This is a genomic window from Bacteroides sp. B1-V-101, assembly GCF_023656585.1.
GTDB lineage: Bacteria > Bacteroidota > Bacteroidia > Bacteroidales > Bacteroidaceae > Bacteroides > Bacteroides thetaiotaomicron.
Genome location: NZ_JAMOKH010000005.1, coordinates 146,093 through 160,275, shown reverse-complemented (window position 1 = coordinate 160,275; position 14,183 = coordinate 146,093). Strand labels below are relative to the sequence as shown.

Sequence of the window (14,183 nt, the reverse complement as noted above, 5' to 3'; positions counted from 1 at the left end):
TCGCTATATATTAGTAATTTGGCTGCAAAAATACGAAAAATATAGCACATAATAGGGAGGTTGCTTATTTAGAAGACGTACAAATTAAGTCAATTTAATCAAAGAAGCATACCAAGTAATGAATAAAAGCTTTATTTTTGCCGAACGAATTAGTACTAATAATTTAAATCTTAAAAAAATGGCTTACGTAATTAGTGACGATTGTATTGCTTGCGGAACTTGTATCGACGAGTGTCCGGTAGAAGCTATCTCTGAAGGTGATATCTATTCTATCAACCCAGATGTATGTACTGACTGTGGAACTTGCGCAGACGTTTGCCCGTCTGAAGCTATTCACCCGGCTGAATAATACAATCTACAAAAAAGTATAGGCTGCTTTCTACGGAAGGCAGCCTTTTTTTATTTTATCGCTACGGACAAAAGGAAATTACATAAAAAAACGGTAGACTTTCTTTTTCAGGAGATAGCCTACCGTTCTATATTCTCTAAGATTGCTTATTTCAATTTAGCCAATGCTTCCTTGATTCGACGGATAGCTTCTACAATGTTTTCATCACTTGTAGCGTAGCTCATACGAATACATTCAGGAGCACCAAAGGAAGTACCGCCTACACAAGCTACATGAGCATCTTCAAGCAGGTACATTGCCAGGTCGTCCGAGTTTTCAATTTTACGTTCGCCGTTGCTCTTTCCGAAGAAGTAGCTACATTTCGGGAACAGATAGAAAGCACCTTGCGGTACGTTTACTTCGAAACCCGGCACTTCTTTAGCCAACTTCACAATCAGGTCACGACGACGTTCAAATGCCTTCTGCATTTCTTTCACCGGTTCTTGTGTACCTACGTAAGCAGCCTCGGCAGCTTTCTGAGATACCGAGCAAGGACCCGAAGTGTATTGTCCCTGAAGCTTGTTACAAGCTTTCACAATCCATTCCGGACCAGCAATGAAACCGATTCTCCACCCGGTCATTGCATAGGCTTTGGATACACCGTTCACGATCACTGTACGTTCTTTCATTTCCGGTAACTGAGCAATGCTCTGATGTGCACCGATATAATTGATATGTTCGTAAATCTCGTCAGCAATTACCACTACTTGCGGATACTTAGCCAGCACGGCTGCCAGTCCAGCCAGTTCTTCTTTGCTGTAAACAGAACCTGTGGGGTTGGACGGAGAACAAAGAATCAATGCTTTTGTTTTCGGAGTAATAGCTGCTTCCAGTTGTTCCGGAGTAATTTTGAAATCTTGTTCGATGCCGGCAGAAACAATGACAGGAGTACCTTCTGCCATCTTCACCATTTCCGGATAGCTCACCCAGTAAGGAGCCGGTACAATTACTTCATCACCCGGATTTACCAATACCAGGATCGCATTACATACAGATTGCTTTGCACCATTGGCACAAGAAATCTGAGCAGCAGTATATTCAAGACCGTTCTCTTTTTTCAGCTTCTCAACAATCGCATTGCGTAAAGCCGGATAACCCGGTACCGGAGAGTAGCGAGAAAAGTTATCATCAATGGCTTTCTTCGCAGCTTCTTTGATGTGGTCAGGAGTATTGAAATCCGGTTCTCCTACACTTAAGTTAATAACATCAATACCCTGCGCTTTGAGTTCGTTGCTCTTTTGCGACATGGCAAGCGTCGCCGACGGCGACAAGCTGTTCAAACGATCTGATAATTGATTCATTTTGTATCTATTTTATTGTTGTTGAGTGAAATTCGTTGCAAAATAAGCGATAATATTCGATATATGAAAACAAAATGGCATTTTACTTATTAAAATGTAATGTATGTCCCATTCTTTCTTTCTTTGTTCTCAGATATCGCTCATTATAAGGATTAGGAACTGTTTCAACAGGTACATTTTCTACAATTTCCAGCCCATAGGCTTCCAGCCCTACACGTTTCACGGGATTATTTGTCAGAAGTTTCATTTTGTGCACTCCCAGTTCACGCAGAATCTGGGCTCCTACTCCATAGTCGCGTTCATCTGCCAGGTGTCCTAAGCAAAGGTTTGCGTCAACGGTATCCATACCGTCTTCCTGAAGTTTATATGCTTTCATCTTTTCCATCAAACCGATACCACGGCCTTCCTGATTCAGATAAACCACCACACCTTTTCCTTCTTTTTCAATCATTTCCATCGCTTTATGCAACTGCTCGCCACAGTCACAACGGTGTGAGCCAAGAATATCACCAGTAGCGCAAGATGAATGGACACGCACCAAGATAGGTTCGTCTTCATTCCATGTACCTTTAAATATAGCCATATGCTCCAGTCCATTCGATTTCTGACGGAAAGGAATCAGACGGAACATACCATGTTCGGTCGGCATATTTACCTCAACGCCTTTTTCTACGATTGACTCCTGTTTCAGACGATAAGCAATCAAGTCATGAATGGAAATCAGTTTCAGTCCATGTTCATCGGCCATTGCACGAAGTTCCGGCAGACGTGCCATCGTACCGTCATCGCTCATTATTTCCATCAGAGCACCTGCAGGGTAAAGTCCGGCAAGGCGTGCCATATCGATGGTAGCTTCTGTATGTCCGGCACGACGAAGTACTCCTTTTTCCTGTGCATACAGCGGATTAATATGTCCGGGACGTCCGAAAGTAGCCGGTGTAGAAGCAGGATCGGCCAACGCCTGAATAGTAGCAGCACGGTCGGAAGCAGAAACTCCGGTACTACAACCTTCCAGTTTGTCAATTGTCACTGTAAAAGGAGTGCCCAATACAGAAGTATTATCACTAACCTGATGCGGCAAATCCAGTTCTTTACAACGCGACACCGTGATAGGCGCACAGAGCACACCACGCGCATGTTTCAACATAAAGTTAACTTTCTCAGGAGTTATCTTTTCGGCAGCTATGATTAAATCACCTTCGTTTTCACGATCTTCATCATCCACTACAATGACAAACTTGCCTTCTTTGAAATCGGCAATCGCATCTTCTATTCTATCCATTTTAATCTCTTCCATAACACTTATTTATTAATATTCTGTATGATGAATTGAATTTGTTCATTGTTTTTTATTATCCGTTCCATATCTTTCGCCAACCGGACACGGAATGCCCAGATACGGAAATAAAAGAATAATCCTATAGGGAAAATAACCCCGGCAGCCAGATTCAGCCAATAGGTGTGGAACGGGCGTATATGAGCAGAAACGGAAATAATCGGATAATTGTTTAATGTGTTCAGCAAAGTCACAGACTTCGTATTGGACATCTCCTCTATGAGTGTCTCCAACTTTTCATTGATAGATATCATCTCATCATCCTTCTCGCCCGACATCCACAACTTAAAATAATTCGGGGCTTTCATCAGGCGATTTTTAGCTATATACTCTTTGCACTCGTCAGTAAGCACCTGCAAATCACCCGGTATGCGAGTATAATCCGGATCGTGAATCACCACCTCTTTCTTGAATAAATGACGTATGTTACGGATACCGACAATCTTCTTAAACCAATTGATATACGCATCGGCATTGAGCACTACAGAGTCTTTATTTGATTTGTAAGTCAGGAAAGCACCTAACGGGGCAAGCACGGCACTACTGGTCCACACTCCCATCCATACGACCCATCTGCCGTCACGTGCCATCTTATAGCCTGTATTATCTATGATATAATAAATGATGAATACCATCACCGAAACGATGACCGGCATACCGAGTCCTCCTTTACGGATAATTCCGCCCAATGGGGCACCAATGAAGAAGAACAGCAGGCAGGAAAGTGAAATAGTGATCTTTTTATGCCACTCTATCTCATGCTTCCGCATACTATAATCATGGCTACCCATCGTGTAACTCTTGAAGTTTATATCACTGCTCAGGTTTTCCGCACGACTTGCAGCGGATGAAATCACCTTCTGCTTCTGCATCAAAGGAGCTACCTCATAGAGACTGTCGATATTATATTCAGTAATATTCGCCTCCATAATCTTGACCGTATCCTCCTTTGTCAATCCATAGGTGCTACGGAAATTCCCTTCAGAAACTTCCCGGTAATATTGTCTTCCGATACTATCACCCACCATTTTCATTGAGTCGATGGAGGCTTGCAGCATCGACATATCTTTGGCAGCAGATGTATTGCTCATAATACTGGCATCCGCCATATTAAAGTCTGAGTCAAACTCAATAATCGTATGTTTTTCCCGGAATTCTTCCCGACGATACGGTACATTCTGAGATTTCATACTCTGTGATCTCAGGTTTTCAAATAAATCACCACTGTACAAATGCAGCCAGAGATGCTGCTTGTCTGCAGTCATTTCCATCCGTCCGGAATCTGCATAAATAATATGTGCGTTCTCAAATCCATCTTTCAGATTATAAATCAGCACATCATACATCATACCTGTCTTCCGGTTCTTCTTGGCTATCTTCAGGTTATAATCCGGTATTTCCGAATAAAACACCCCCTCCGGGATATCCAATTCCGGAGACTTTTGTTTCATCGAAATAATCAGTGTGTATAGTTTCGTCTGAGCAATAGGCCCCACGACATTCTGGAAATAAAAAGAGACAGCAACCAAACCACAGACAAAGAAAGCCAGCGGGCGCATAATTTTAAGCAAGGATATACCCGCAGCTTTCATTGCGAGCAACTCGTAACGTTCGCCAAAGTTGCCGAAGGTTATTAAAGAAGCCAGCAATATTGCCAACGGCAACGATATTGGAACCAGTGTCAATGCGGAATAAAAGAAGAACTGAGCTATCACACTCATATCCAATCCCTTTCCGACTAACTCGTCTACATATCTCCACAAAAACTGCATCATGAAGATGAAGAGACAGATGAAGAATGTACCTATAAAGAGCATCAGGAAGCTCTTTACGATAAATATATCTAATTTCTTTATGCGTAGCATCTTAATAGGTTCGTGCAATTAAGACGCAAAATTAGCACAAAAAAAGTAGCATAGAAAATTTTTAGTTGAAAGTTAACTAAAAACCACACGTTCTTCTCAATTTCGCCACTTGCGACTCCCACAATTCTTTCATGTCAGCAACTTCGTCCGCCTCTGCGAAGTCTGTAATTTCTAATACATAGTCACTTGTCAGCTCATTATAAGTCATTTTGATTTCAAAGTAATCGCGTTCATTTTCGTCATCCTGCCAACGAAAGCGAATAAATGAGAAAGAACGGATCGCAATAATCTCGGCATTTCTTTGTTCAGTCTTCCCCCAATGGAATTCTACGATTTTATCATCAGATACTACTTTATCAGCAAACCAGTCCTCCAGCCCGGTCGGTGTGCTAATAGCTGCCCAAAGAATATTTTTAGATGTTGCGTTCAACAAATACTCCAAATGAATTTTTTCTTTTTTCATAGCAATTTCGAATTGTTTTTACGTGTGCCAAGATAAATACTTTTTTCTAATTATGTGGCATAAATCAGACACTTTATTTAAAACTTATTTCTTTTCAAGGCCCCAAACTCCCTATTTATAGGAAAAAGAGAACCTCGTTCTAAAGAAAAAACACAAAAAAGTTATGAATTGTTTTGGAGATTACAGAAAAACATCTATCTTTGCACCCGCAATCGAGAAATGATGGCGGGATAGCTCAGCTGGTTAGAGCGCATGATTCATAATCATGAGGTCCCCGGTTCAATCCCGGGTCCCGCTACTAAGAAAAGCATTGAAATTGAGACTGTTAGGAGGCTTCCACTCTTGGCGGTCTTTTTTATTAAAACAAGATGGGAACACAACGGGAACACAAAACGATATTAATGTTCACAAAAAAAGGAACACATTATATATAATGTATTCCCCTCTTCGCAAAGAATATATTCAAGATTTACACTATAATTTTTCTACTTCCTCTTTAGACAAACCGGTTGCTCCTATAATTAATTCTGTCGGAGAACCTACCTGCTTTAAATAACTAGCAACTTTTATTGCTTTTTGTTTTTCTCCTTCCGCTCTTCCCTCTTCTCGTTCCGTATAGATATTATCACGCAGAATTACTATATTATCTAAATGACGATAATAAGCCGCCAATTCATCCTTAGTCATACTATCCAACTTCAATCTCTCACGTGCTTCTTCAAGACCTGGAGCTGTAGCACTAGAAGGAATCTCCCCCGTATTCAAATAATAGATCCATTCTTCCAAAGGACTCTTGGCTACCTGATCAAAACCATTCACTTTCAAGATATAGTATTCAGGATATAACTGGCTAACTGTATCCACTTTAAACGTCTGCTTTTGGAAAGGAGTTAGTTCTAGAATGTCCCCCTGATGGATACCTCTAAACTCTGTTTTTCCATGATAAACAAAATCTGTCCCATGTCCTAGTGAGAAATAGACAATATTAACACTATATACCTTACGTACTTTATCATAGCTCTCCCCTCTGTTGATATATTCAGTCACCAATTTAGAAGTACCGAACAACATACGTTGAAAATATGCATATTCATTGTTATTCTGCACTTCTATCAAGACAAGCTCACCCTTAGAATTTTCGGCGAGCATATCGACACGGTTATACTTGTCATATTCATCCTCCTGATTGCTTTCACTTTCAAGAAGCTTCTGGATAACGATTTTCTCACCCAATAACGTAGTAAGCAAACCTTCAAGTACACTAAAGTTTGCCTTATTACGGAGAAGTCTCTTCATCGCCCAGTCAAAGCGGATTATTTGGTTATTGTTATTATTCATATTCTTCCACTTAATATATTGATTACTACAAAGGTAAACAAAATGATGTAGAGTAACAAGAAAGATGGCAGTTTTCAGTATCCCCTGTTATATATTTCAATATACAATAAATACACTGACTCTTATTCATTCGTTAATTGAAGATTTTGATTTATTTTAAAGCAATCGGTGTTATATGCAACAAATATGTTAGTTACAGTTGAAGCATCAGTTTTTGTCCAACTAAATTGTTCTAAAAAATACAGCTGTCGTTCTTCTACGTATCACCAATTTAAAGCTGAATATCAAAACTATCATATTTATATTTCTTCAATGCAAGCTATTTTAAATCAGATTATAGCGAGAAAAAAAAGGGTACACAAATATGCACCCTTTAAAACAGAATCTATTTTTATCCAAAATTCAAACACAAGATAATACTTATGAGATAAATATTACAACTAAAACAAAAAAACAACTATTTTTTAATAAAGCCAATAAACTATTAGATAGATAAATTATTAGATTATTCTTTCATGATCCCTATAAAAAAGGGAATACACAGTAATCATCCGCATATTCCCTTCACAAATAACATATTTAAGATTTACACTATAACTTTTCTATTTCTTCTTTAGACAGTCCAGTAGCCTGTGAAATAACATCAATAGTTATTCCTAACTTTTTAAAATTACGAGCATTCTCTCTTTTTTCTTCCTCTCTTCCTTCTTCCCTTCCTTTCTTTTCCGCCGTAGATATAACACTATACCAGTCACGGAAATTTTTCAGACTGTCCCAATATTCACTCAGTTCAGTCTTGGTAAACTTAGCTATCTCCGCAGTTTCAAAGAGGCGGTCAAAAACTCTGTTCTGTAATGCTCTGGGACGTTCAAGCAGAGAGGCAAGGTTACGCAGGACAAAAAGCCACTTGTCAAACATACTCTCCAACTCATCCTCAGTCTTATTGAATTTGGGCATCTCAAGATAAACAAAGGTAAGTTTATCATAGAACACCTTGTGCGTGTAAAGATCCACAAGTTTCACCTCATGATGGAAATACTCCTCATCAGAATTGTCAAAGGAAAAATTCAGGATACCCACTACATAAACAGCCTTCAACTCATAATCCCATTCCCCTCGTTTAGCCTGTTCACGAATAGGGAAAGTGGAATAAAAGACACTGCGGTCCTTAAAGAACTGCTGCTCGCCACGCTGCATTTCAACCAGGAACTTCTCTCCCTTCTCATTCTCACAATATACATCAAATACGGCCCGACGGTCATATTCCTGTGTTCCAAGATGCTCTGCATTAAGATAAGTTACATCCTTGATTACTTCCTCCTTGAATAAGAGCGCATTTAAAAAGCTAATTAACAACTCCTTATTCATAGCTGTTCCAAAAAGCAGTTTAAATCCAAAATCGGTATATGGATTTACATATTTATCCTGAATTCCTTCTGTTCCCATGTGCTTTCTATTTTTATAATTTCAAAATCAAATCGCGGAAATATCTCATTGTATAACCAACACGAGAGGCCGTTAAAAATGCCTCAATAAACCTTCCCGACACTTATGTACAAAAGTAGCAATAATCAAGTAAAAATCAAGCAGAAAGAGGCTATTTTAACAGAAAGATAAAAAGTAACCGGGATTATTCTTTAATTGTATATAACTCTGATATTTACAATTCATATGACTTCAGTGATCATACAGGTCATTCTTTTAGACCATCCGGCTTCCTCTCATTATCAAGATATAATATCAGGCCGTTTTTCTCCCCCTCCCATCACCCGAAATCCTTATAGATGAGAATAAATTGAAGCACAGAGATTGCACCGGTACTAAATGGTGCACACAGCTTCAAACAAGATTAAACAATTTCCGGGTTGAGCCCAATACTTAGAAGATCATTGGGAGATTCAATTCGAAGGATAGCAGCGGTACCGGTAATTATTACAGCTACAGTCTGGGCAATGAAAGTATGACAGCCTATCAAAGAGCCAAGTCAGGACGAAGAGTCTTGATAACGGCTCTTTATTTTTTTCTTCTCCTTTTCCTTATCATTCATTTTACTTCCCTTTCTTCTCCTTCCCTCTTCACCTTAAACCCTTATATATGACAAGAATAAAAACAAGAGAAAAGAGAACAAGAACATATTATTAACTAACAATTAAAATCAAGAGAAAAATGAAACATTTAATGAAAGGAATCAGAATCGCAGCATACATTGCTGAGATCATCGTGGCAGGTTCAACTATTGTGGAACTTGTAGAGAAGTATGGTGGCAGGAGCAAACGTAAATCCGCCGCAAGTAAAGTTGATACAGGCAATGTAACAACTGAAAACCCATAGAAACGTCTAGTGAATGGATTATGATAAGGCACAGGACGTAATTATAACCATCCTTGAGGTAACCACATCCATACTCAAGGGAATCAAGAAGCTAAGAGGAATATTTGTAAAAGCAAAGAAATAAACCTCTTGGCTTTTTCTTTTATCGGATTTTATTAACCAATTAAAAACTATAAAAATATGGAAACAACCAATTTATTATTACCATCCACAAGGATGACAAGAATGGGTATGGTCAACCCAACCTTTATCGAAGATGCAGTAATCGTATCAGAAAAGGAACAGAAGAAGGAACATCCCAATTTTATTGAATCAAACACTTCAGGCATTACACTTGAAGAACTGGAAACGAACTGTATTGTACCCAGCTTTGGAGACAACCAGCTTACAATCAGCCACCAGACTTTTATACACCGTATTGAGGAGGCGGCAAGCATGTTTTTTGCAGGAGAAACTTTCGGTAATACGGAAATCAGAGTCTCACACAAGATTTTAGGCAGACATCCTTCCGCACTGACAAAAAGGAAGGAAGAACTCAAACCTGAAGACGAAACCATCTATTATCAGAGAATGGCATTCTGTTTTCATATCCGAACCATATGTCGGGAAATAAACGGTGAGGAAGTGCATCTTTGTATCGGCGGCGTAAGAAGCCTGAACGAAGAGAACCTGTACGGAAAAAAATCCCCTGAAAAATTTAAAATCTTTATCGGATGGAGAGTCAGGGTATGCAGTAATCTTATGCTGACATGTGACGGCTTGACAGGACGTCTGGAAGTGATGGGCGATACGGATATCTATATAGCCGCACTAAAACTGTTTCAGACATTCAATCCCGAACAAAATTTGAGACTTCTTGAAACCCTGGGGAGAACAATGATTTCACAGGAACAATTCTGCCAGATAATCGGACGTTTACGGCTTTACCAGGTTTTACCGGCATCACAGATGAAAGAATTGCCGAAAGTTATCCTGGGTGATTCAAACATCAATGCAGCCACCAAAGGCTATATTGACAACCCTAACTTCGGCTTACGCGGAAGAGCAAAAATTTCATGCTGGGACCTGATGCAGCTTCTTAACGAGGCGGCCAAACAGTCCTATATTGACAAATTCCTCGAAAGGAATCAGAACGCCACAGATTTTGCAGTGGGCATTCAGAAAGCCTTGAGAGGGGAAGACACTGAAAATTACGGATGGTTTCTGAGATAAACCGGAACATCTAAAAATCCTATGAAGGGAGAAAGATCTAAAAATAACAAACAAGGTCTTTCTCCCTTCTTTTGTTGAATTAAAATCAGAAAGGAGAAAATATATGAGCGTAACATGTATACAGGACATATACCATTGTGACACCTGTAAATCAGCACTAGACGAGCACGGAAGGAATTGCAGGCACGGGATGTTATTTCCCCTGCTTCTTTTAATGGGAAACTTTAAAAAGTGCATGAATTATGAATTTGATACGGAGAAGGTGGAACTTCAGTTGCTAAGAAAAGAAAATGAACGGACAGAGCACACCGGTGAGTAAAACGGGAATGGTTCTGAATAAAATGGAAAGGAATAAAGTATGGCACATTACACCTTCGATATAATCAAATATACCTTAATTACCGAAGAGGGGGAAACGTACAAGGACTTCATAGAAATGATGCCCTCGCTGACAGTACAAGCAACAAATTATATTGCAGCTACTTTAAAAGCCGAAAAGGCATATCCGTCAGATAAATATGTACACCAGCTCATTGATACTGACGCAGAAAAATGGCCGGTCAATGCAACTATATTTTAACTAAAAACGAATCAGAAAGAAAAATGGAAAGATTTGAAATTGAAAACAGCAGAGAGTTCAAGGCGGCACAGGAATTGGCAAGGGCCTTGAATGATTACGGGTGGAATGAAAAACGATTCGCACTTGCAACGACAACATTTCACCAAACCCTACAACAGACATTATTCAGGACTATTGTAGAGATATTGACAGTGTATGCAGATCCTCAAAGAAGGACGGACCTAAGAAATGAAGCATCAAAAGAAGGTGCAAAAAAGTTAATGGAAGTGCTGGAAGAACTACATATTCCATTCATTTGAGAGACGGTTGAAACATACCGGAATTATATCTGAGGAGGATATCACAATCAACGTGGTGTCCTCCTTTTTTATTTACCAACATTTTAAAACAAGAAAGATTATGTTATACTACAAATTTAAAAATTATGAAGAATTCAAGGACATGTTTGGAATTATCAAGCATGGAAACGGGGTATGCAGCAGAAAAAACAAGATACTGCTGGCATATATCAGGAACAAGAGATTACTGCATGAAGCAATAGAGACAAACAATTATACGCTGCTTCATATTTCCTCAATGGCGGAATTGAAGAAGACCATTACCCGGACAATAATTATAAGCGGGCACTCAGATATGTCATTACGTTATGTCTTGGAGCTGGACGGAGACTTCTTTTACTCCAGGAACTTTGAAACGGACGAACTGAAAGGGCTGTGTAAAGACGGGGATACCAGATCAATCCGCTACATTAACCATGAAAACGGAGGAAAGGTGTTTAAAATGAAAGCGGGAAAACTCTACCGCTCGCTCATACTGGAAACAGAATTCGGCAGAACCCTCCCTGAACAGATAGTGACTTATCTGTGCGAGGAATTCTCGGCGGACTGGCAAGGGTATACTCACGGCAGGTTACCGAAGAATAAACTGCATGTTGACAAAGACTTTGAGAGAATCTATTCATCAGACTGCTGTAAAGGAGATTTTCATTCCTGCATGGTAGACAGGAAACTGCATTATTTCTATACGAATTCAGTCGATGCAAGCGCGGCATACCTGATCAATGAAGAAGGAAAGGTGACAGCAAGGTGTGTCATCTACAACAGGGTTACAGACCAGAATGGAAAAATATGGAGACTGGCGGAAAGACAATACGCTACCGATGAGAACAACACCCTCAAACGTGCTTTAATAGATGCTCTGATAAAGGGAGGACACATTGACGGTTACAAGAAAGTTGGTGCCGGATGTGGTGATTCAAGAGCTTTTGTTGACCTGGAGGAGAATTCATTGTCAGACAGGAAATTCAGGATAGAATGTGACCTGGACTATGACGATACCCTAAGCTATCAGGATTCATTCAAATGGTACAATCAATCCGGGAGGACAGCGGACAATTACGGAAGTGGCGACATCGCACTTGATATTACTGACGGTTCTTTGAATGGTGAGGAGGAATACGATGATTTCCATGAATACAATTGTCGTGAAATCACCACCGTATATTATCATGGGCAGGAATATTATTGTGATGTAGAGAATCTGGGAGAATTTACATGGATAGAGCAACTGGAAGAATACCACCATGACTCCGACGTACTATCATGCTCCGAATGTGAAGAGGATTTCCTAAAAGAGGATAAATACTATTCAGAAATAACGGAAGAGGACTATTGCTGTGAAGAATGCCGGAAGAAAGCAGAACAGGAATACAAAAAGGAAAACTGGCATTATTCCGACTATGATGAGGAATACTACGAGCATGCAGAAGACATAACCATATACCGGGTATGGAACAATATCCTTTGTGAATATGAAAGAAAGACAATATCCGTAGAGTCAGCACAAAGACTGCTGGAAGCGGAAGAACTTCATAAATTGAACGGCAAACTTTATGACGGGATAGATGAAGAAACAGGATTGCCTTATGCATACGAGATGAATGAAATAAATGTTTAACCCACAAAAAAAATAAAAATTATGGAATTGCTTAAGAAATTATACAAGGTTTATAGCCCGAGCGGAAAAGAACGGACGATGATTAAGTTTATATGGAATTATACCAAGAGAATTACCGGTACCAAAGTTGAAACAGACGCAGCCGGGAACTTATATATAACAAAGGGGGAAGCGGAATCATACCCTTGTATCGTAGCACATCTTGACCAAGTGCAGAGGTTACATTCAAAAGACTTCACGACTGTCGAAACGGGAGAAATCATATTCGGTTACAGTTCCCGGAATAAAAGACAGGAAGGACTCGGAGCCGATGACAAGAACGGAATCTGGATAGCACTCAAATGCCTGAGAAAGTATGACTCCTTAAAACTGGCGTTCTTTGTCAGCGAAGAAGTGGGATGTGTCGGTTCAGGAAAAGCGGTGATGGATTTTTTCAATGACTGCCGCTTTGTTATACAGCCTGACAGACGGGGGTATCAGGACATTGTTACAGAAATCGGCTGGACTTCACTATGTTCTCCCAAATTCCTTCAAGCTGCCGGATATAAAAAGTTCGGATACAGGGAAACACATGGAATGATGACGGATGTGCAGGAACTAAAGGAACGGGGGCTTCAGGTCAGTTGCATCAATCTCAGCTGTGGATATTACGAACCACATACGGACCATGAATTTACGATAAAGAAAGACCTCATGAGCTGTCTGTCACTGGTAGAGCATATCATTGAGAATTGTACTGACACTTATCCACACCAGACAGAAATATTGGACGGACGATGGAGGAGTTATGATGAATTTGACGAAGCTGTAGACGAAATATTTGCACTGCTCGATCAGGGGGAATTATGGAGCATAGAAGACCTCTATTATATGTACCACTCCGTTTTTCCGAAACTGGATATGGAGGATTACCAGAGAATTTACACTGAATATTACAACTTAAATAAAATCGAATATGGAAAACAAAAATTATGATCTGAAACTGGCAGGATATATATGGTCAATCCTAAAGACACAACCCGTTATAGTAATGTCGTGGGGAGTAGATATGGATACGATAAAACCGGTCAAAGGCGGACTGGAATTTCATGTGCAGGGATTCAAGCATACGGGAATGGTACAAATCATTCTCGATGAAGGAAAGGACCTGTTTGAAATACATCTTATCCCTGACTCTGAAGGAGAAAGAAAAATAATAGAAGACGTTTACTTTGATATGCTCGTTTCTATAATAGACGAGAATGTGGAGAAAACGGATGATTATGAAAAAAGGATTTCTGATACATACGATATTATAAGGTATTAGGGAATCTCTGAGAAATTCAGAATCTAAAAATACGGCTTTCTGTGAAAAAGTAGAGTTTATAGGAACCTGAAATCTCACGGAAAGCCTTTTTTATGTAATAATATGAA

14 protein-coding genes and 1 tRNA gene are annotated in these 14,183 nt (G+C 39.6%); 9 read left to right on the top strand and 6 right to left on the bottom strand.

What is annotated here, in order from left to right:
* Positions 1–178 precede the first annotated feature (178 nt).
* Entirely contained in the window at positions 179–349 is a 171-nt protein-coding gene (gene fdxA, locus NBH01_RS06315; protein WP_002559159.1) for a 4Fe-4S ferredoxin, read from the top strand.
* 146 nt (positions 350–495) lie between these two features.
* On the opposite strand, the gene NBH01_RS06310 is transcribed toward fdxA, so the two are convergent.
* From NBH01_RS06310 to NBH01_RS06295, 4 genes are all read right to left on the bottom strand, one after another.
* Positions 496–1,689, bottom strand: a complete 1,194-nt coding sequence (locus NBH01_RS06310; protein WP_048696673.1) for a pyridoxal phosphate-dependent aminotransferase — start codon at positions 1,687–1,689, stop codon at positions 496–498.
* A gap of 82 nt (positions 1,690–1,771) precedes the next feature.
* Entirely contained in the window at positions 1,772–2,986 is a 1,215-nt protein-coding gene (locus NBH01_RS06305; RefSeq protein ID WP_008763746.1) for a bifunctional 3,4-dihydroxy-2-butanone-4-phosphate synthase/GTP cyclohydrolase II, read from the bottom strand.
* A gap of 5 nt (positions 2,987–2,991) precedes the next feature.
* Positions 2,992–4,890, bottom strand: coding sequence for an LptF/LptG family permease (locus tag NBH01_RS06300; RefSeq protein WP_008763745.1), 1,899 nt, complete (start codon positions 4,888–4,890; stop codon positions 2,992–2,994).
* A gap of 76 nt (positions 4,891–4,966) precedes the next feature.
* Positions 4,967–5,353 (bottom strand): START-like domain-containing protein, encoded by a 387-nt coding sequence (locus NBH01_RS06295; protein ID WP_008763744.1) that lies wholly within the window; start codon positions 5,351–5,353, stop codon positions 4,967–4,969.
* 224 nt (positions 5,354–5,577) lie between these two features.
* Here NBH01_RS06295 and NBH01_RS06290 point away from each other — a divergent pair.
* Positions 5,578–5,651, top strand: a tRNA-Met gene (locus NBH01_RS06290).
* 176 nt (positions 5,652–5,827) lie between these two features.
* Here the strand turns inward: NBH01_RS06290 and NBH01_RS06285 are convergent.
* Together NBH01_RS06285 and NBH01_RS06280 are read right to left on the bottom strand one after the other, a co-directional pair.
* A complete protein-coding gene (locus NBH01_RS06285) occupies positions 5,828–6,691 on the bottom strand; it encodes a PD-(D/E)XK nuclease family transposase (RefSeq protein ID WP_048694654.1) in 864 nt (287 codons plus the stop codon).
* Between the two features lie 591 nt (positions 6,692–7,282).
* Positions 7,283–8,137: an Rpn family recombination-promoting nuclease/putative transposase gene (locus tag NBH01_RS06280; protein WP_048694656.1), complete on the bottom strand. Its 855-nt coding sequence runs from the start codon at positions 8,135–8,137 to the stop codon at positions 7,283–7,285.
* Positions 8,138–8,857: 720 nt separating this feature from the next.
* Between NBH01_RS06280 and NBH01_RS06275 the strand changes: the two genes are divergently transcribed.
* The 7 genes from NBH01_RS06275 to NBH01_RS06245 all read left to right on the top strand — a co-directional run bounded on the left by NBH01_RS06275 (position 8,858) and on the right by NBH01_RS06245 (position 14,076).
* Positions 8,858–9,022 carry a hypothetical protein gene (locus NBH01_RS06275; RefSeq protein WP_162838064.1) on the top strand — a complete coding sequence of 55 codons (165 nt, stop codon included), beginning with the start codon at positions 8,858–8,860 and terminating at the stop codon, positions 9,020–9,022.
* A gap of 180 nt (positions 9,023–9,202) precedes the next feature.
* Positions 9,203–10,234 carry a DUF3871 family protein gene (locus NBH01_RS06270; protein WP_055229372.1) on the top strand — a complete coding sequence of 344 codons (1,032 nt, stop codon included), beginning with the start codon at positions 9,203–9,205 and terminating at the stop codon, positions 10,232–10,234.
* 358 nt (positions 10,235–10,592) lie between these two features.
* Positions 10,593–10,814 carry a hypothetical protein gene (locus tag NBH01_RS06265; RefSeq protein WP_048694667.1) on the top strand — a complete coding sequence of 74 codons (222 nt, stop codon included), beginning with the start codon at positions 10,593–10,595 and terminating at the stop codon, positions 10,812–10,814.
* Between the two features lie 23 nt (positions 10,815–10,837).
* Positions 10,838–11,113 (top strand): hypothetical protein, encoded by a 276-nt coding sequence (locus NBH01_RS06260; protein ID WP_048694670.1) that lies wholly within the window; start codon positions 10,838–10,840, stop codon positions 11,111–11,113.
* Positions 11,114–11,213: 100 nt separating this feature from the next.
* On the top strand, positions 11,214–12,770 hold the full coding sequence (locus tag NBH01_RS06255) for a hypothetical protein (protein ID WP_055229373.1): 1,557 nt from the start codon (positions 11,214–11,216) through the stop codon (positions 12,768–12,770).
* Between the two features lie 21 nt (positions 12,771–12,791).
* Positions 12,792–13,745, top strand: a complete 954-nt coding sequence (locus NBH01_RS06250; protein ID WP_048694676.1) for a zinc-binding metallopeptidase family protein — start codon at positions 12,792–12,794, stop codon at positions 13,743–13,745.
* A complete protein-coding gene (locus NBH01_RS06245) occupies positions 13,726–14,076 on the top strand; it encodes a hypothetical protein (protein WP_048694679.1) in 351 nt (116 codons plus the stop codon). Before NBH01_RS06250 ends, NBH01_RS06245 begins: the two co-directional genes overlap by 20 nt.
* Positions 14,077–14,183 lie beyond the last annotated feature (107 nt).

Coding starts and splice junctions, on each gene's coding strand:
- fdxA (WP_002559159.1), top strand. CDS start 179: ATGGCTTACGTAATTAGTGACGATTGTATTGCTTGCGGAACTTGTATC.
- NBH01_RS06310 (WP_048696673.1), bottom strand. CDS start 1,689: ATGAATCAATTATCAGATCGTTTGAACAGCTTGTCGCCGTCGGCGACG.
- NBH01_RS06305 (WP_008763746.1), bottom strand. CDS start 2,986: ATGGAAGAGATTAAAATGGATAGAATAGAAGATGCGATTGCCGATTTC.
- NBH01_RS06300 (WP_008763745.1), bottom strand. CDS start 4,890: ATGCTACGCATAAAGAAATTAGATATATTTATCGTAAAGAGCTTCCTG.
- NBH01_RS06295 (WP_008763744.1), bottom strand. CDS start 5,353: ATGAAAAAAGAAAAAATTCATTTGGAGTATTTGTTGAACGCAACATCT.
- NBH01_RS06285 (WP_048694654.1), bottom strand. CDS start 6,691: ATGAATAATAACAATAACCAAATAATCCGCTTTGACTGGGCGATGAAG.
- NBH01_RS06280 (WP_048694656.1), bottom strand. CDS start 8,137: ATGGGAACAGAAGGAATTCAGGATAAATATGTAAATCCATATACCGAT.
- NBH01_RS06275 (WP_162838064.1), top strand. CDS start 8,858: ATGAAACATTTAATGAAAGGAATCAGAATCGCAGCATACATTGCTGAG.
- NBH01_RS06270 (WP_055229372.1), top strand. CDS start 9,203: ATGGAAACAACCAATTTATTATTACCATCCACAAGGATGACAAGAATG.
- NBH01_RS06265 (WP_048694667.1), top strand. CDS start 10,593: ATGGCACATTACACCTTCGATATAATCAAATATACCTTAATTACCGAA.
- NBH01_RS06260 (WP_048694670.1), top strand. CDS start 10,838: ATGGAAAGATTTGAAATTGAAAACAGCAGAGAGTTCAAGGCGGCACAG.
- NBH01_RS06255 (WP_055229373.1), top strand. CDS start 11,214: ATGTTATACTACAAATTTAAAAATTATGAAGAATTCAAGGACATGTTT.
- NBH01_RS06250 (WP_048694676.1), top strand. CDS start 12,792: ATGGAATTGCTTAAGAAATTATACAAGGTTTATAGCCCGAGCGGAAAA.
- NBH01_RS06245 (WP_048694679.1), top strand. CDS start 13,726: ATGGAAAACAAAAATTATGATCTGAAACTGGCAGGATATATATGGTCA.